At 41.2% G+C, this 19022-nt stretch carries 16 protein-coding genes; 6 read left to right on the top strand and 10 right to left on the bottom strand.

Translation table 11 applies throughout. The features are described from left to right. The first annotated feature begins 1 nt into the window (after nucleotide 1). The 5 genes from arnT (at nucleotide 2) to M1E96_RS11645 (ending at nucleotide 4175) form a co-directional block, all read left to right on the top strand. Nucleotides 2–1660 carry a lipid IV(A) 4-amino-4-deoxy-L-arabinosyltransferase gene (gene arnT / locus M1E96_RS11665; RefSeq protein WP_070925442.1) on the top strand — a complete coding sequence of 553 codons (1659 nt, stop codon included), beginning with the start codon at nucleotides 2–4 and terminating at the stop codon, nucleotides 1658–1660. After that, nucleotides 1657–2004 (top strand): 4-amino-4-deoxy-L-arabinose-phosphoundecaprenol flippase subunit ArnE, encoded by a 348-nt coding sequence (gene arnE, locus M1E96_RS11660; protein ID WP_070925441.1) that lies wholly within the window; start codon nucleotides 1657–1659, stop codon nucleotides 2002–2004. The genes arnT and arnE overlap by 4 nt, the downstream gene beginning before the upstream one ends. Beyond that, complete coding sequence (arnF, locus tag M1E96_RS11655) at nucleotides 2001–2408, top strand: 4-amino-4-deoxy-L-arabinose-phosphoundecaprenol flippase subunit ArnF (protein ID WP_369427018.1); 408 nt, start codon at nucleotides 2001–2003, stop codon at nucleotides 2406–2408. Before arnE ends, arnF begins: the two co-directional genes overlap by 4 nt. A gap of 88 nt (nucleotides 2409–2496) precedes the next feature. Continuing rightward, nucleotides 2497–2982, top strand: a complete 486-nt coding sequence (locus tag M1E96_RS11650) for a C40 family peptidase (protein ID WP_070925440.1) — start codon at nucleotides 2497–2499, stop codon at nucleotides 2980–2982. A 176-nt stretch (nucleotides 2983–3158) separates the two neighbouring features. Next, nucleotides 3159–4175, top strand: a complete 1017-nt coding sequence (locus tag M1E96_RS11645) for a lipoate--protein ligase (protein ID WP_140179112.1) — start codon at nucleotides 3159–3161, stop codon at nucleotides 4173–4175. A gap of 242 nt (nucleotides 4176–4417) precedes the next feature. Here M1E96_RS11645 and M1E96_RS11640 read toward each other — a convergent pair whose 3' ends face one another. The 10 genes from M1E96_RS11640 to M1E96_RS11595 form a co-directional block, all read right to left on the bottom strand. Next, nucleotides 4418–4789 (bottom strand): helix-turn-helix domain-containing protein, encoded by a 372-nt coding sequence (locus M1E96_RS11640; protein WP_070929058.1) that lies wholly within the window; start codon nucleotides 4787–4789, stop codon nucleotides 4418–4420. 591 nt (nucleotides 4790–5380) lie between these two features. After that, entirely contained in the window at nucleotides 5381–6166 is a 786-nt protein-coding gene (locus M1E96_RS11635; RefSeq protein WP_140179114.1) for a heme ABC transporter ATP-binding protein, read from the bottom strand. Between the two features lie 2 nt (nucleotides 6167–6168). Then, nucleotides 6169–7170, bottom strand: coding sequence for an iron ABC transporter permease (locus M1E96_RS11630; RefSeq protein WP_319065859.1), 1002 nt, complete (start codon nucleotides 7168–7170; stop codon nucleotides 6169–6171). Continuing rightward, nucleotides 7167–7988, bottom strand: coding sequence for a hemin ABC transporter substrate-binding protein (locus tag M1E96_RS11625; protein WP_140179116.1), 822 nt, complete (start codon nucleotides 7986–7988; stop codon nucleotides 7167–7169). Before M1E96_RS11625 ends, M1E96_RS11630 begins: the two co-directional genes overlap by 4 nt. A gap of 176 nt (nucleotides 7989–8164) precedes the next feature. After that, nucleotides 8165–9214 (bottom strand): hemin-degrading factor, encoded by a 1050-nt coding sequence (locus M1E96_RS11620; protein WP_272579703.1) that lies wholly within the window; start codon nucleotides 9212–9214, stop codon nucleotides 8165–8167. A 25-nt stretch (nucleotides 9215–9239) separates the two neighbouring features. Beyond that, nucleotides 9240–11231 carry a TonB-dependent hemoglobin/transferrin/lactoferrin family receptor gene (locus tag M1E96_RS11615; RefSeq protein WP_070929772.1) on the bottom strand — a complete coding sequence of 664 codons (1992 nt, stop codon included), beginning with the start codon at nucleotides 11229–11231 and terminating at the stop codon, nucleotides 9240–9242. A gap of 239 nt (nucleotides 11232–11470) precedes the next feature. Continuing rightward, the gene (locus M1E96_RS11610; RefSeq protein ID WP_369427017.1) at nucleotides 11471–13624 is read right to left on the bottom strand and encodes a TonB-dependent receptor; all 2154 of its coding nucleotides are present in this window, start codon (nucleotides 13622–13624) and stop codon (nucleotides 11471–11473) included. A 208-nt stretch (nucleotides 13625–13832) separates the two neighbouring features. Beyond that, on the bottom strand, nucleotides 13833–14018 hold the full coding sequence (gene hemP / locus M1E96_RS11605; RefSeq protein WP_070929770.1) for a hemin uptake protein HemP: 186 nt from the start codon (nucleotides 14016–14018) through the stop codon (nucleotides 13833–13835). Between the two features lie 220 nt (nucleotides 14019–14238). Next, nucleotides 14239–15288, bottom strand: a complete 1050-nt coding sequence (locus M1E96_RS11600; RefSeq protein ID WP_272579705.1) for a 3-deoxy-7-phosphoheptulonate synthase — start codon at nucleotides 15286–15288, stop codon at nucleotides 14239–14241. 202 nt (nucleotides 15289–15490) lie between these two features. Next, nucleotides 15491–16351 carry a pyruvate, water dikinase regulatory protein gene (locus tag M1E96_RS11595; protein WP_140179122.1) on the bottom strand — a complete coding sequence of 287 codons (861 nt, stop codon included), beginning with the start codon at nucleotides 16349–16351 and terminating at the stop codon, nucleotides 15491–15493. Nucleotides 16352–16623: 272 nt separating this feature from the next. Between M1E96_RS11595 and ppsA the strand changes: the two genes are divergently transcribed. Continuing rightward, nucleotides 16624–18996 (top strand): phosphoenolpyruvate synthase, encoded by a 2373-nt coding sequence (gene ppsA, locus M1E96_RS11590; RefSeq protein ID WP_319065863.1) that lies wholly within the window; start codon nucleotides 16624–16626, stop codon nucleotides 18994–18996. The last annotated feature ends 26 nt before the right edge of the window (nucleotides 18997–19022 follow it).

Raw genomic sequence — 19022 nt, 5'->3', positions numbered from 1 at the left:
CATGTTGAATAACCGAGCGAGCAAAATAGGAGCCTCACTGCTGGCTCTTTTTTTTATCTTAACTTATTTACTGCCGTTGAATAGCCGTTTACTTTGGCAGCCCGACGAAACGCGTTATGCAGAAATTAGCCGTGAAATGTTACAACGTGGCGATTGGATCGTTCCGTATATGTTGGACACTCGCTACTTTGAAAAACCCGTAGCCGGTTATTGGATCAACAATATTAGCCAAATGATTTTTGGTGAAACTAATTTTGCCGTTCGCTTCGGTTCTGTATTTTGCATTTTGCTGAGTGCATTACTTATCTATCGTATGGCTAAAATGATGTGGCGTAATAACCATGTTGCCTACGTTGCAAGCTTTATCTATGTTTCGATGTTCTTGGTGTTTGCTGTTGGGACATATAGCGTACTTGACCCGATGTTGTCATTGTGGATTGCTGCAAGTATGTATTGCTGTTTATGGGCAATGAAGGCTCGGGGAATAAAAGAAAAACTGGGGGCATGGATCTGTCTCGGTTTAGCATGTGGCATGGCATTTATGACCAAAGGGTTCCTTGCATTAGCCATTCCAGTGATTGTAATGCTGCCAATTACGATATACCAAAAGCGCTTTCTTGAAATGATCAAGTATGGGCCGCTTGCCATTGTCTCTGCGGTATTAATTAGTTTGCCATGGGCACTGGCTATTGCAAAACAAGAACCCGATTATTGGAATTATTTCTTCTGGGTTGAACATATCAAGCGTTTCACTGCTGATGATGCACAACATATAGCACCGTTCTGGTATTACATTCCGATTATTTTATTAGGCTCCATTCCATGGGTTGGATTGCTTCCAGGCGCATTATGTAAAGGATGGAAAGAACGTAAATCAAGCCCTGATATGTTTTTCCTACTGTGTTGGTTTGTTGTCCCCGTGTTGTTCTTTAGTATTTCACGCGGCAAGTTACCAACCTACATGCTACCGTTTATGGCTCCATTAGCATTGTTAATGGCGAAGTATGGGGTGGATTGTGTGCGTAATGGCAAAATGAAAGCGCTAAAAGCGAATGGTATTATTAACATTGCCATTGGTGTATTAGCGGTTATCGCAATTATTATTGCCGGCACTGTTATTAAGCGTCCTCTCTACGAAGCAGATGAATGGTCTAAGATGGTACTTGGTATCGTCGCTTTCTCTATTTGGGGTATCATTGGTTACCTATGTACCGTGTTAAATGCTAAGTATTGGTTATGGGCAGCCTCTTGTTCGCTTGCGGTGAGTTTATGCATCGGAAGTGCATTGCCAAACAATACGATTAATTCAAAACTGCCACAAAGTTTTATCCATCAGAATCATGATTTACTTATGGATAGCAAATATTTAATGGCAAGTAATGTCGGGATTGCGGCTGGGCTAGCATGGGAAACGCAAAACTCAAATATCTACTTATATAATAGTAGTGGTGAGCTGACTTACGGCTTAGAGTATCCAGATAGCCAACACCGTTTAGTCAAACCCGATCAATTTGCGGCTTGGTTAGCCAAAGCACGTCAAGAGGGGCAAGTGACCGTGGTATTTTTACTTGGTCGTAAAGAGGGGCTCCCAGACATACCTAAGCCAGATCAGGTGATCAGTAATTCACGCATTGCGATTGTGGTGTATCACAAACAATGATTGCACAATTATTACTACTATTATTGGTCAGTGCATTAACTTGCATTGGCCAAATAGCACAAAAACAAGCGGTCGTTTGTTGGCAGGGCGATAAGCAAAATAAAACAGCATCAGCCATTCGTTGGTTGGTGCTGGCGTTGTTGATGCTAGGTTTGGGCATGTTGTTTTGGTTAAAGCTCTTGGAAACCATGCCATTAAGTATTGCTTACCCGATGCTCAGTATTAACTTTGTTTTAGTCACTTTGATTGGTCAATTTGTTTATCATGAAAAAACAGGGCTAGATCATTGGCTAGGTGTTGTAGCGATTATGATCGGTATCTTTCTGATGAGTATTAGTGGATGAATAAAGGTTATATTTGGGTAGTAGGCAGTGCACTGTTAGTGACAATTGCTCAGCTGAGTTTAAAGGCTGGTGTAGTTGGGCTACCTTCGTTCACCCTTGGATGGCATTGGTTACAACTCGATTGGCTAATGGCGAACGCTGTTAGTTTAGGTATCGTGTTTATTGGTCTAGTGTGTTATGCATTATCTATGCTGTGTTGGTTGTTGGCTTTGAAATCAATCCCATTGAATAAAGCTTACCCATTAATTAGCTTGAGCTATATATTTGTGTATTTGCTGGCTGTTATTTTGCCTTGGTATAATGAACCGGCAACATGGCTAAAAGCCGGAGGCGTCGCATTTATTATTCTCGGTGTTTGGTTAATTAGTCGACCAACAAAACGGTCAGCCAATAAAATTAAATAATGTAATTTAATGACGCGATTATTTATTTTTCATATTTTAACGGCTATGATGAATTTGATGTGCTGATTTTTTATCCACAGGGTGCGATATGATAATTAAATGGCGATATTTACCAATAATATTTTCACTGGTGCTGGTGGGATGTTCCACTTCAGTTAAAAGAACCCCGCCGCCGCCATTAAAAACACAATTATCTGACCCAATCATGACCATTGCTCAGCTAAAAGACCAGTTGGAGCAATGGTATGGTACACCGTATAACTACGGTGGGATGAGTCAAAGTGGCGTTGATTGCTCTGGCTTTGTATATCGTACCTTTAATGATCGCTTTGCTATCCAGTTACCACGTACTACGGTTGACCAAACCCAGCTTGGCACACGTATTGATAAATCAGATTTGATGCCTGGCGATTTAGTTTTCTTTAAAACAGGTTCAGGTGAGAATGGTTTACATGTTGGTATTTATGATACGGACAATACATTTATTCACGCATCAACCAGTAAAGGGGTGATCCGTTCATCGATGGATAATGTGTATTGGCGAAAGGTGTTTTGGCAAGCTCGCCGTATCTAGCCTTCATTTCCTCTTTATTTATACTCTAGATAATTCAAGATTGCAGTTAGGCGACAAGTGTAGGAGCCTACATAAATCGGTGACTCGTACGAGTGAACGTGGTTAACAGCACTGCAACTTGAAGGATGATGAGTATATGCTATCTTAATGCCAATTTTTATTACTAAGGTAGCAGCATGTCTAGCTTACGTTTACTTATTTCTGAATCGTTTGACCCTTGGTTTAATTTAGCTGTTGAAGAAACCATATTTCGCCAAATGGCAGCAGACCAACGAGTGATGTTTTTATGGCGCAATGCAGATACTGTAGTTATAGGCCGCGCACAGAATCCATGGAAAGAATGCAATACCCGCCGTATGGAATTGGACAAGGTTCGTTTAGCTCGTCGTAGTAGCGGTGGAGGGGCGGTATTTCAAGATCTTGGTAATACCTGCTTTACTTTTATGGCGGGTAAACCTGAATATGATAAAAGTATTTCCACGAATATTATTGTTAATGGATTGGCTAAAGTTGGCATTCAAGCGGAAGTTTCAGGGCGCAATGATCTCATATTAAATACCACTGATGGCCCTCGTAAAATATCGGGTTCAGCGTATCGCGAAACCAAAGATAGAGGCTTCCATCATGGCACGTTACTGATTAATTCTGATTTAAATCGTTTAGCTGATTACCTTAACCCAGATCCTAAAAAACTACAGGCTAAAGGGATCACTTCTGTGCGTTCTCGTGTGGCTAATTTATGTGAACTGGTATCTGATATCAGCCACGAAAAAGTCTGTGAAGGGATTATCGCTAGCTTTTTTGAGTACTATGGTGAGTCAGTAGCACCTGAATATATTTCACCTGAGAAGCTGCCTGATCTGCCTAATTTTAGTGAAACCTTCGCTAAGCAAAGCAGTTGGGAATGGAATTTTGGTCAAGCGCCTGCGTTTACGCATTATAGTGATACACGTTTCCCATGGGGTGGTATTGAATTCCATTTTGATATTGAAAAAGGGGAAATTAAGCGCTGTCAATTTTTCACGGATAGTTTGGATCCGTCACCACTGGAGTGGTTAAGTGAGCAACTGACGGGGCAGGTTTATCAAACAGAGACCGTACGTCAGCTCATAGCGAAAATGCACACGATGTGGCCTGAATTAGCTGAGCAACTTGTCGATATAGAAGGTTGGTTGATACATGAATTAAGTTAAAAAAAGAGCCGGTATCGCTACCGACTCAGACATAGACTTAAATATACTTATCATATTTCAATTTGCAGCTTTTTTTGTTTAGGTAGGGTGACTAGTTTCATTTTACACTAGTCACATACTTAAGTGTGTTCCTAGCGATCCATTCACTTGCCACCTAGCTGCCCCTCGAATTACTTAGAGTATAAAGAAATAAAAGGTATTAAGGGGATGACGAATATTTCTACAACTGAACTGAAATAAGTTTAATTATTACAACTGCAAGACATAAATTCTTGGCATTCAGGCATTTGACCGTTTTGGCGGAATTTTGCAGGTGTAATGTCAAAATGTTTTTTAAAGATACGTGTAAAAGTCGCTTGTGAGCTAAAGCCGTATTGCAGAGCAATATCAAGGATCGGTAAGTTGCCATCACGTAAAGATTTCGCAGCTTCTAATAAACGACGTTTACGGACGTATTCGCCAAGCGTGCAACCTTTCATTTCTTTGAAAACACGCTGTAGATGCCATTTTGAATAACCACTCTTATCGGCAATAGTGTCGATTTTGATACCTTCATTGCGCTGTAACTGACTTTCAAGCCATTTAACAATATCGTTAACTACACTCTCAGACATATTTACCTCCCACTACGATGGGTTATTGTTCATTAATAACTAATAATAACTAAAGAAATTAGTGTCTATTCTTCCTATTTTTCCGATATATCGATAGGCATAACGTGCTTTTTTTTAGTGAGAATGGTTATTGATACGATTGGATTTATCAATCTAACTGTTTTATACATTCAATATTGTATGTTATTTTTTTATTTAAATCAATGTGATGAATTTTATTGCTGTTCTTGTTAGGTTTATTTTTACGTGTAAAAATACCCTGTTCAATTTTTTTGTATGATGCATTCGAATTTATTAACCAAGTAAAATGTTGAGAAATTAATTTGTTTTAAGTTCTATGGAAAAAACGATGAATGGCTTTAATAGACAGGAAATACCGATGTGATAATCACAAATGTTAATGCTTTTTTATCTATAATTTTAAGATAATATGATTGGTGTTATTCGTTTTATTAGTAAAAAATTGTAATTAAAGTGTTAACTAATTCATAACAAGATGCTAGCGCAAATAGTCAATTCATTATTAGAGCATGTGTTGTCATCCGAAGAACACAGTTTCTTGCAGAATACGCTGCAAGAAACTGGAAGAAATTAGCGGCGCAAGTAGACGTGTGGTGTGGTTGTTTCAGGGTGGGTAATGATACCTAAGTCAGCTTTATACCACTGGGTGAGGTTTTCTTCTGTTAATACCTGTTCAGGTGTACCGCCAGCAACAAGTTTACCTTGATGTATCAAATAAATACGGTCAGCGTATAACGCCGTGAGGTTGAGATCATGTAGTACACAGCAAACACCAATGGGTCGTTCTCGGGTTAACTGGTGTAGCAGGCGTAAGCTATGTTGCTGATGATAGAGGTCAAGGGCTGATGTCGGTTCATCTAAAAATAAACATACGGGTTGTGGGGTTGGTTGCCAGACTTGAGCCAATACACGCGCTAACTGTACTCGCTGTTGTTCACCGCCAGAGAGTTGGCGAAAATCACGTTGACGTAGTTCAAGGCAATCTGTTTGTGTTAACACTTCCTCAATGGCTTGCTGTTTGTGTTCAGAGCCATGTGGGCTACGTCCCATAGCGACGACATCTTCAACGGTAAAGGCGAAAGACAAATTGCTCTGCTGCTTCATTACCGCACGTTTTTTCGCGAGTGCACGGTGTTGCCAGTCACGTAGATCTAGGCCTTCTAATAGACATTTGCCTTGTGTGGGGGCTGAATATCCCGTTAGTAACTTTAGTAATGTTGATTTTCCCGCACCATTTGGGCCGATAATAGCAACCATTTCATGTTGTTGTATGGATAGACTGATATCATCAATCAATGTTTTATCGCCAATTTGAAAGCCAAGATGGCGTGCTTCAAGGAGAGCTTTACTGCTCATTTTTAAATCCTCCCTGCTGGCTGTCGCAGTATTAACCACAAAAAGTAAGGTCCGCCAATTAAACCTGTCAATAAGCCAACAGGGATCTCTGCTGGGCTAACAGCGGTACGCGCGATAGTATCTGCAACCAGTAGTAATGTCGCACCAACAATAGCTGAGCCGGGTATTAACCAGCGATGGTCAGGACCTAAAGTCATACGGATCAAATGAGGAACTACTAAGCCAACAAAGCCAATCACGCCACTCATTGCAACAGCACAGCCAACCAGTAAGGCACTTAAAAAGAGTAAAATAAATTTAGTTTTCTCAACATTTAAACCTAAATAATGTGCATCTTCATCACCAAGCTGTAGCAGGTTAAGCTTTTTGCCTTGCCATAAACAAATAAGGCAGGTTGGTAAAATGACACTGGCTGCGATCGTCAGTGAAGTCCAATCTATGCTCGCAAGTGTGCCCATCATCCATAAGCTAAAAGTACGCAATTGTTGATCATCACTGATATAACTGAGTACACCGATAAATGACATGCACAGGGCGTTGATAGCGATACCGGCTAAGAGTAATCGAGCAAGATTGCCATTCGAATAACGGTTCAAACTAAAAATAATTAACGAGACAATTAAGCTACCAACAAAGGCAGCACCGATATGACCATAGTTCAGCAAAACGCTAGGCAAAGAAACAGAGAGCACAATAAAAGCAGCCACACACAGAGCGGCACCACTACTGATACCTAATAAACTGGGATCGGCGAGTGGATTACGGAATAGTCCTTGCATAATTGCGCCAGAGACGGCAAGGGCAAGTCCGACTAAAATAGCCAGTAAAATTCGCGGTAAACGGATATTTAGCCAAATTTGCCAGACAGGATCGGTTGTAGGGAGTTGCCACAGTGTTTTAAATGAGACATTCATTGCCCCAGTATTAGATGAAACCATTGCAATGGTGATCAGTACTAAGAGTAGGGCAATAACGACAAATAGTGGGTATTTAATCCGATTCATTGCGAATTCTCTAATGCCTCGCGTATTTGCAGCATCACTTCTGGTGTACCAAGACTAAAGCCAAGCATTCCCATATCATCAACGACAATTAATGCTTTATTTTTCGCCGCCGGTGTCATTGCAACCCCCGGCAATTTCCATACTCGCTCTTTACCACCTAAAGATTTAATGCCTTCTTGAGTGACAATGATGAGATCGGGTTGGCTAGCGATGACCCCTTCTTGAGATAATGGACGATAGCTATTAAAACCAGACATGGCATTTTTAGCGCCGGTTGCTTTAATCAGACTATCAGCGGCAGTTTGTTGACCCGCTGCGAGAGGAAGTACACCACCGTGGCTCATAATAAAGAGTACTTTCTTATCAATCGGTGATGTATTCACTTTGGCTAATTGTTGATTAAATTTCTCAGTAAGTTGTTTGCCTTGTTCCACTTTACCGACAGCATTCGCAATGGTCGTGATTTTTTCAGGAACAGCTTCTAATGAGGGTTTACCTGTGACTTTGATGATCTTAACGCCACTTTTTTCTATCTGTGATAGTGCAATCGACGGTTTGGCAAGCTCACTCGCGAGTATCACTGTTGGGCGCATAGATAATACACCTTCGGCATTAAGCATACGCATATAGCCAACATCGGGTAGTTTAACTGCTTCAGCAGGGTGGAGGCTGGTGCTATCCCTAGCAACCACTTGGTCACCTGCGTTGAGTTCAAAGACTATCTCCGTCACATCTCCCCCGAGCGTTACGACTCGTTCTGCTGATTGGGCGGTGCAACTGATGATGAGTGTCATTGCAATTAGAAGCCATTGTTTCATGTTATTTACCTACAGGCCGTTGATCTAAAAACCAATCATTCAATCCAATGTGTATCGAGAGATTCATTATCTTAATATTAGATAAGAACCTCTCGGAGGTTAATTTACATTTTAGATATCAGCCGTTAATTCAGATGAAAATTGGCGATTAACTAAAAAGGGACTGTCTCTAACGATTAGATGTGTTGCAGTGCCATAACTTGATTACGCCATTGTTCTTGTTCTGGCGTTCCTTCGGTACGTTGGCCATACATCTGTACAATTTGATTGCCATCTTTATCAAACACCTCAAGGCTGGTGACAAAACCATCTTGAGTGGGTTTGCGTGTTACCCAGCACTCAGAAACACCATTTTCAATCATATGTAAGGTGAAATCCGGATTGAAAATGTTCAGCCATTTAATTTCAGACCCTTCGGCTTGATATGGCATCAAACGTTTCAATTGGCCTGTGAAAATCTGTACACAACCACGGTTACCAACAAAAATCATAATTTCATTTTGATCGTTAAACGCGGTATTAACCAATTGATTGAATGAATCAACAGGGACTTGCCAAGCCAAATCATCACTGACGGCACGGAACACTTGCTGGCGGCTCAGATTATTTTTCTTCAGTAAGATAAAGAATTGGTGAACATCGGTCATATTGCGCCATTCTTGCTCTAACTGCTGTTTCAGCTCATCGCTGATTGGCTGTTGAGAAAAAGGCTCCGCAGCTTCAACAACTAATGGCGGGTTGTCATTAGAGGCATATTGTTCAATCAATGCCTGCCATGCCACCATGTCTGTCTCATCTGTAGTATAGACTTTATGCAGAGCATCACCTTGTTTATCAAAAAACTGGATACTATGGCGTTCACCGTTTTTAGCTTCTTCGGTCAAGGTAAAAATAGAATCCCAATGGCTGAAGAACATCCGTAAATCCAACGCGCGTGGATTTAAAATTAACCCTGCGTGTGAGCTGAATTTCGCATTATCGTAGCGGCCAACTTGCTCATGTACCACGTATTCATTACGTGTGATGGCTTTGACTTGACCAACGGCAGCTAAAGCCTTTAGCAAGGTAGGGGCATCAACATTGAGTCTTTGCGCTTTGTCATGACCGACACGGCTATGTAATAGCTCACCTTCAGAAACATTAAGGTAAGCCGCTAGATCGCGAGCGTATTTTGCTTTATTTTCTGCTTTAGCTTGTTGATAACGCTCGAATAATGTTGAACTCACTGTGTATCTCCTTATTTGATTAAAATTACCATTGGAAGCTGACAAATAGCTTCGCATTACGTCCATCCTGCGGAACGCCTTGTGAAGAGTAATATTCCTTGTCGAAGGCATTGCCTAAGACAACGCTAGTACCCAAGCCTTTTAATTGACCATCACCCTGATAGCTAACATAGAAATCATGTACAGCATAGCCTGCTTGGCGTGGTTGTTTTGAAGCAGCATTAAAGTCAGTATGGCGGGTAAATTCACCTAACCAACCGACAGAAAAACCGCTATTAGAAATAGGAACAGAAAGGTTACTGGTGACAGATTCAGGTTTGATAGACGTTATCGATTGTCCATTGTATTCATTTTTACCTGTGGTTTTGTTATAGGCCAGTTTCCAGTTGAAATAGTCATTTTTATAGTCCATTGAAGCATCGACACCCCAAATTTTCGCTTGTTTGGCGTTAACGGATGTCGTGTAGCCTTCGAGAAAACTCACTTCAGTATTGATATAATCTTTAGCTTTCGTATCAAAATAACTGGTTTTAAATTGTAAATTGTCGCGAGCCATAAATAGGTCATCAAAACGTAAACCAAAACCATACTCGGCAGTTTGAGTTTTTTCAGGTTTTAAGTTTGGATTGGGCTTCCACCTATTTACAAATGGACCGACTTGAAAATGAATTTCATCGTTATACATTTCCATCATGGTTGGTGCACGGAAAGCTTCTGAATAGGAAGCAAACAGCATTGACCAGTCTGTAGGCGTAATACTAACCGCACCTTTGGATGACCATTTCCCTTCTTTAACGTCATCATTGCCTTTTGCCGTTGATTTATAATGGTCGTAACGGGTTCCAATAATAAATGAAACAGGCAAATCCTTTAATGCAATCTCATCTTGTAAGAAGCCGGAAGCAAAGGTGATATCTGCATCAGGGAACTGAGTGGTCGCAGCATACGGTGTTTGATTTTGCTTATAGGTCTCACCACCATAAGTCAAGTTATGAGCAGCGAAAGGTAACTCATAAAAATGGGTTTTATTATCCAGTTTCAAACCATAGGTTTTTTGGGTACGCCCTTCATATGGTGTACCATTACCTTTAGCGGTGATATTGACATCGGAATAATAGGTGGTGGCTTTAAGATTTAACCAATTGTTTGATTCTGGCGCGAGGTAATAGGTTGCTTGAGCATCGCGTTGACGTGTGGTGCGATTAACTTTGAGATTATCTTTTGCCACGTTTAAGTCTTGGGGATTTTTCGGCTCATAAGCATTATCGTTATAATAACGTAATTGCCCTGATAACTTTTGGTCATCATTCACCTGCCATGTACCTTTGGCGAGCATGTTGGCAATGGTTTCTTTATTATCCATATCATCACCATTGCTCAAGCGAACATCCCCTGATTGCTTAGTGACAAAACTGAATAGACCATCTAATTGCTCGGTTCGCCCAAATGAAGTACCACCAAAACCAAAGCTATGATCACCGGTAGCGGCTTGGCTGAAGACACGAAAACCGCTATTTTGACCATCTTCTAGTAAGTCTTTAGCATCAACGGTTTCCCATGCTATGACACCGCCCATTGCACCACTACCATACAGTAGGGCGGAAGGACCGCGAATGATCTCGACTTGCTTGATTAACGCAGGGTCAAGAAACGTGCCATTAACATGGCCCGTATCGGTGCCTTGGCGGACATTATCGACAAGAGTCAAAATCCCCTTGCGGTCAAAGCCACGCATATAAATTTCTTGACCATTCACTCGGCTGGTTCCTGAAACACCAATACCGGGAATTTTGCGTAAAATATCATTTGCGGTACTCGCTGTTTTGGTTTCTGGTGAGTTATTTTTGATAACAGTCACCATCATCGGTGCATCAAAACTATCCCGTTCAGTACCTGTCGCATAGACGGTCATAACATCATTGCGATGGGGTGATGTTGTTTGTGTTTCTGCCTGAGCAGTAGCAATAACAGAAAGAACGGCGCTTGTTATAACTGATAAACGTAAAACATGAGACATGTTGTTATACTCCATAAAGTGTTACCGGTTGCGCTCGTTATGCTTCAAGTTGCAGCGTTGTTGACTACGTTCATTCGCACTAGTCACATAGTTTTCTATGTCCCTAGAGACTTATTCACTTGTCGCCTAGCTGCACCTCGAATTATTTAGAGCGCAGTTTTCAAGTTTAAGTTTTTGCCTAAACCCGCATGTAGGAAAACTAACCGGTGAGTATTATTTATTTTATAATTATTAAATGGTTACCATTGATAACTCACATTGAAATAGAAATTACGACCCTCTTGAGGAACACCCATTGATGAAACATATTGGCGATCAAAAGCATTCTTCAGTGTTAGTGTCGTACTTAACCCTTTGATAAATTGATCAGCTTGATAGTTAACATAGAAGTCGTGCAGGCTATAACCAGCGTACTGAATGACTTCTCTATGTTTACGATCGACGCCATGCTGAGATTTATGTTGTTGTAATTTATATTTATCGCTGCCTTGTAATTGGGTTTTGGCCGCAAATTCACCGATCCAGCCTAGATTGATACCTGTTGTTGCAATCGGTGCATTAAAGCGAACAGACAGAGTTTCAGGGCGAATAGATGAAAGTGAATGACCCGTATTATCTTCAGTACCTGTTGTTTGGTTGTAGTTAATGTTTAGGTCGAACCAATGATTTTTATAGGAAATAAAGCTATCAAGCCCATGAATGGATGCTGATGGGATATTGGCGTAAAAAATTTCATGAGGGAACCATTGGAATATTCCCTCCCTAAAATTATATTTTTTTTCATAACGGCCTTCAGCAACGATGTAATTTTTAGCTTTAGTCGTAAAATAGGTGGAACCCAGTTGTAGGGTATCTCCTTGAGTCATCACATCGTCAAAGCTTAATTTAGAGCCAACCTCAAGCGTCTTATTGGTTTCAGGTTTGAGATCTGGTGAAGGTCTAAAATCTGAGCTAAAAATAAATGCCTTAAAATGATTTGAGTTGTTATATAACTCGGTCATGCGTGGTGCACGATAGCCTTCCGAATAAGACGAATAGAGGTTTAACCAATTTGTTGGTGTCACACTCACTGCAAAACGGGATGACCAATTGGTATCTTTATTTGTCGCAACGTCTTTGCGTGACGACTCATAACGGGTAAAACGGGTACCAGCAGAAAAAGTGATAGGTAAATGATGTAGCGTCATATCATTATTAATCCAACCTGAAAGGTTAGATAGCTGAGCCTGTGGGTAGCTATTAGCGTGCAAATTCGGGGTTTGCTGCTGCTGATAATATTCAATCCCATTTTCGATATGGTTATTGAACCAACCTTCAACGGGAACCATAAAATGGTGGGCAAACTTGCTACCGTAAGTGTATTGATTACGCTCTTCTCGTTGATATTTCTTATCCGTTTTTTGTTTAACTAAATCCAATTGCCCTAAAAACAAATCGGTATAGTACAGATCCCAATCTGCTTGCCAATGACGTGAGTTTTGCGGCGAAAAATGCTGATTAATTGCAAGATCACGTTGATGGCTATAGCGCTCATGAGGGGTATTCTTAAACTTTTTATTGCCAGTATCAAAAACGGTCGGTTGTTTTAAACCGCTGCCATCATTACGATATTCACGTAATTGCAGTGCAATGGTATAAGCAGGGTGCGCATGCCATGTGGTTTTCAATGCCCAGTTATGCACTTTTTCGTGATGATCCGTTGTCGATATTTCAGGGGGTGCCAACAAGTATTTTTTGCGTTGGCTATAGCTGAGCAGGGTATCTAATGACTTTGTACGCCCGTATAAAGAGGCACCCGCAAGGTAGCTATGGTCATTACGATTGATGCCACTGAAGACACGACCACCGAAATTTTGCCCCTTTTTTAAGAGGTCGGAAGCATCAACTGTTTTCATTGCCACAACACCCGCTAATGCGCCGCTACCGTGTGCAACAGATGATGCGCCTTTATGAACATAGACTTTTTTCACCAATGAAGGATCAATAAAGGTGGCTTCATATAGGCCCGAATAAAAATCTTGAGTGATGTTATCAACTGTGACTTTGACGCCTCGTGAGTCGTAGCCACGCATGTGGATCTCTTGGCCATAAGTTCCACCGGTACCTGATACAAAGATACCCGCCTGGCCTTTGAGTAAATCGAGTGCCGAAGTTGCTGATTGATACTCAGGGGATTGGGCATCAATCACATCAACTTGTTCTGCAACGGCAATATTTTCCCTTTGAAAAGGGGGGGTTTTGACATGTATGGTGTCACCAACCACATCTTTTTCTTTTGTCGAGGCCGAAGCACTAAATCCAGTTAGTGCTAAAGCGGTAACAAGGGTGGGCATGGCAATTTTTTGCCCATATAAAGAAGTGATGGATGTTGCAGACATCAGTTTAAACTCCATAGGAAATCCTTTCCTTATGTGGTGAATTTAGCTGGCTGCCTTGATAGTGATCTGGGTGGCTTGCTGTGATTATACTCGTGATAATTTAAGTTGCAGAGGGCTAGACTACGCTCGACGAGACTCAGTGGTTATCTATGCTCCCCGACTATCTTCGTTTGTCGTCTATCTGCTACTCGAATTATTTTGAGTCTAAATTTTTAAATAAAAACTATTTAGTCAGAATTAATTTACCGGCGCGGGTTTCCCTTAATTGGTACATTTCGCCACGATGTTGAATGACCAATTTACCATCATGACCTAGCAACTGATGGCTATCTATAACGTCAACTTTTACAGGTTGTACCGTAGGGCTTACGATATTTTCAACAGGTGGTTTAGCGATGTTATCCGTCATACTCAACTCAATTGATAATAAAACTAATAGTGAGAATCATTATCTTTAAGTTAATTGGTAACATCAAGAGGTTTTTACATTTGGATGACAAATTAACTACAATGCAATAGTGATTTATAACTAGAATTGAATGATTGAAAGAGAATCATAAGGTTGCAGGTAGGGCGGTCTGGCTCTTTCAGGCTAAGATAACCAGAAAGAGCCAATGATATCATTTAAATCACTTGAAACGGCTTTCAACAGCTTGAACTAAGATATCGAGTAGTTCTTCAGTATCATCCCATCCTAAGCATGGATCAGTGATTGATTGTCCATAGGTAAGAGGCTGCCCAGAGACAATTTTTTGTGTACCTTCAAGCAAGAAACTTTCAGCCATGACGCCACTAATTGCTGTTGAACCCCCTTTAATTTGCTCAGCAATGTCTCTAGCAACATCTAACTGGCGGCGATGGATTTTCTGGCAATTTCCATGACTAAAGTCGATGACTAAATGCTCTGCTAACTCAAACTCACGGAGTTTGTCACAGGCAGCGGCGATATCACCAATCGCATAATTAGGTTGTTTACCACCACGCATAATAATATGACCATGTGGGTTACCGCTGGTTTGGTAGATAGTCATTTGGCCGCTTTTATCTGGTGATAAAAACATATGCTGAGCTTTCGCAGCACGGATCGCATCAATTGCGATACGGATATTGCCATCAGTACCATTTTTGAATCCGACAGGACAAGAGAGTGCTGATGCCATTTCACGGTGGATTTGACTTTCTGTAGTTCGAGCGCCAATTGCACCCCAACTGATCAAATCGGCAATGTATTGCCCAGTGACCATATCGAGAAATTCAGTGGCTGTTGGTAAACCAAGTTGGTTAACATCAATCAGTAATTTACGAGCAAGCCGAATACCGGTATTCACTTGGCATGAATTATCTAAATTAGGATCGGAGATTAGGCCTTTCCAACCCACGACGGTACGCGGTTTTTCAAAATAGGTACGCATCACGATTTCTAGGCGATCTTGATAACGTTCACGTAACACATTTAATCTATTCGCATAATCAAGAGCTGCATCAATGTCATGAATTGAGCATGGACCAACAATGACTAATAAGCGAGGGTCTTCACCCGATAATATTTTCTCAATCCGCTTACGTGACGCTGTCACGTTATCCGCGACTTTTTCAGAAATAGGGTACTCGTCAGCAAGTGTTTGTGGCGTTATTAAGCTATCAACACGCTGAGTACGTAGTTCATCAGTTTTATGCATTATTTCTTCTCAAAACTTTAATAGGCTGAGCCATATCAGTGATTAAGATCACAATAAACGAAAATGGCTCAAATTCAACCAACAACTGCGATTGAATGCAATATTTTTTCTATACTCGTCATACTTCAAGCTGTAGGGGGTGACTACGTTCAGTGAGTCGCCTACCTACATCTCGAATTATTTAGAGTATAAAACGCGCCTATTAAAAAATACGTCGCTGTAACCCCATTGTGTCGATAACTTTTGCTGATATCTCTTCTACGGAATAATTCGTCGTATTGAGGTAATTAATTTTATTTTGCCTAAACAATGCTTCTACTTCGGCTATTTCAATGCGGCATTGACGTAATGAGGCATAACGACTGTTCTCTCGACGCTCTTCGCGAATTGCCGCAAGCCGCTCTGGACTGATCGTTAAACCAAATAATTTATGCGTATAAGGGCGCAATTCAGCAGGGAGTTGTAAGTTATCCATATCATCAGCAGTAAAAGGATAATTTGCCGCTTGAATGCCAAATTGCATGGCTAGATAGAGACTGGTTGGCGTTTTACCACAACGTGAAACGCCGATCAAAATAACCTGTGCTTGGTCGAGGTTACGTAACGAAATACCATCGTCATGGGCTAATGTGTATTCAATCGCCGCAATACGCGCATCATATTGGTTCATATTCTGAACGGATAAACCATGCGTTCGATTGAGTTTGGGTTCAGGCTCTAAGCCAACTTCTTTCTGAATTGGTGCAACGAGGGTTTGCACGATGTCCTGACAAAAACCCGCGCTTTCGGTGATGATTTTTTTTACTGATGGCGAAATAATCGAGTAAAACACTAAAGGGCGGTTTTGGGTTTCTTGATAGATAGTATCAATCTTGTGTTTTATTTCCTGTGCACGTGTTTCTGTGGTGACAAAAGGTAATGTGTATGAAGTGAATGCTAAAGGAAATTGCGACAATACAGCATGCCCTAATGTTTCGGCGGTGATTGCCGTTCCGTCAGAAATAAAGAAAACAGTTCGTTCTGCGAGGGTTTTATTACGATTAGTTACGGTGATTTCACTCATATATTTGGTCTTTTGTTGTATTTTTTATCGGTTTTAAAGAGATATTATATTTGATTAAAGTTTAAAAAATAGTTTATAGGGGAAAGTATAGCCAATATTTGAACAATTTTTAGAACAAAAATTTTTTCTTGCTAGTTGGAACGATTCACCTGTCTATATTCCTATATTGTCTGTGCTAGTCTAGTTCGTGAGGCGAATAATCGCCAATGAGATTTTTTACGAGTTTGTACCTTGTCACTAAATTGCTAGATAAAGATAAAGGATCGCTTTCAATGTCCACAAATGGCCTCACTCCGTGTAATGTACTTTGGTATAACCAATTAGGGATGAATGATGTTGACCGTGTTGGCGGTAAAAACGCCTCGCTCGGTGAAATGATTACTAACCTGTCCGATCTTGGTGTATCCGTACCTAACGGATTTGCAACTACTGCACAGGCGTTTAATGATTTTCTTGAGCAGAGTGGCGTTAATCAGCGCATTTATACGCTGCTAGATGAAACGGATATTGATGATGTTAATCAGCTCGCGGCTGCGGGTGAACAGATCCGTCAATGGGTAATAGATACACCATTAACACCTCAGTTAGAAAACGATATTCGTGAAGCGTACCAAACCTTATCTGAAGGGGAAAAAGATGCTTCATTTGCTGTTCGTTCTTCTGCAACCGCGGAGGATATGCCTGATGCATCATTTGCAGGGCAGCAAGAAACCTTTTTGAACGTTCAAGGTATTGATGCTGTATTAGTTGCGATTAAACACGTATTTGCTTCGTTGTTTAATGATCGAGCAATTTCTTACCGTGTTCACCAAGGTTATGACCACCGTGGCGTTGCATTGTCCGCTGGTGTGCAAAGAATGGTGCGTTCTGATTTAGCCTCTTCCGGTGTCATGTTTACCATTGACACGGAATCAGGTTTTGACCAAGTTGTCTTTATTACCTCGGCTTATGGTCTTGGTGAAATGGTTGTGCAAGGGGCTGTTAACCCTGATGAGTTTTATGTTCATAAACCAACATTAATTAATCAACGTCCTGCGATTGTTCGCCGTACGCTTGGCTCAAAAAAATTGCAGATGGTTTATGCAAATAGCCAAGAACATGGTAAACAAGTTCAAATTGAGGATGTGCCAGAAGCGCTACGCAATCGTTTCTCTTTGGCGGATCATGAAGTTGAAGAGCTTGCACGTCAAGCTTTGCAAATTGAGAAACACTACGGCCGCCCAATGGATATTGAGTGGGCTAAAGATGGTCATAATGGGCGTTTGTATATCGTTCAAGCTCGTCCTGAAACGGTGCGTTCTAATCAGCAAGTCATGGAACGTTATCAACTGAAACAACAAGGAAATGTGTTAGTTGAAGGGCGTGCTATTGGGCATCGTATTGGCGCAGGGCAAGTCAAAGTGATCCATAATCTGAATGAAATGGATCGTATTCAGCCAGGCGATGTGCTGGTGACCGATATGACCGATCCTGATTGGGAACCAATCATGAAGAAGGCCGCTGCGATTGTGACCAATCGTGGTGGCCGTACTTGTCATGCTGCAATTATTGCTCGTGAGCTTGGGATCCCAGCTGTTGTTGGTTGTGGTGATGCGACAGAACGTTTAACTGAAGGCAGTCAAGTCACAGTATCTTGCGCTGAAGGTGATACCGGTTTTGTTTATGATGGTCAACTTGAGTTTGAAATTCACAGCTCTGCTGTCGATAAAATGCCTGAGCTTGATGTCAAAATCATGATGAACGTCGGCAACCCTGACCGTGCTTTTGACTTTGCTTGTTTACCTAACGAAGGCGTTGGATTAGCGAGATTAGAATTTATCATCAACCGTATGATTGGTGTTCACCCAAGAGCGTTACTCGAGTTTGATGCTCAAACACCTGAGCTGCAAAGCGAAATTCGTATCATGATGGCGGGTTATGATGATCCGATTGAATTCTATATTGGCAAATTAACGGAAGGCATTTCGACTCTTGCAGCCGCATTTTGGCCTAAACGCGTTATCGTCCGTCTATCTGACTTTAAATCTAACGAATATGCCAACCTTGTTGGTGGTGATATTTATGAGCCAGAAGAAGAAAACCCGATGTTAGGTTTCCGTGGCGCGGGCCGTTATGTTTCAGATAGCTTCCGTGATTGTTTTGCACTTGAGTGTGAAGCGGTAAAACGTGTGCGTAATGATATGGGCCTTACTAACGTTGAAGTTATGATCCCATTCGTTCGTACCGTTGCTCAAGCTGAAGCTGTGGTTGCTGAATTAGCAAAACATGATTTGAAACGTGGTGAGAATGGCTTGAAAGTCATTATGATGTGTGAAATTCCATCAAATGCATTGTTGGCGGACCAGTTCCTTGAACATTTTGATGGCTTCTCAATAGGTTCAAATGATATGACTCAGCTTACATTAGGCTTAGATAGGGACTCAGGTGTGGTTTCTGAGTTGTTTGATGAGCGTAATGATGCAGTAAAAGCGATGCTATCGATGGCAATAAAAGCGGCCAAACGCCAAAACAAATATGTTGGTATTTGTGGTCAAGGCCCATCGGATCACCAAGATTTTGCACAATGGCTGGTTGAAGAAGGAATTGATAGCCTTTCACTTAACCCAGATACTGTTGTTAAAACTTGGCTAACATTAGCTGATTAACAAGAAGTTAATCTATTATTTAAGAC

The organism is Providencia sp. PROV236 (genome assembly GCF_033676985.1).
Taxonomy (GTDB): Bacteria; Pseudomonadota; Gammaproteobacteria; order Enterobacterales; family Enterobacteriaceae; genus Providencia; species Providencia manganoxydans.
The sequence above is the reverse complement of the archived record's forward strand: the minus strand, read 5'-3'. Positions and strand labels throughout refer to the sequence as shown.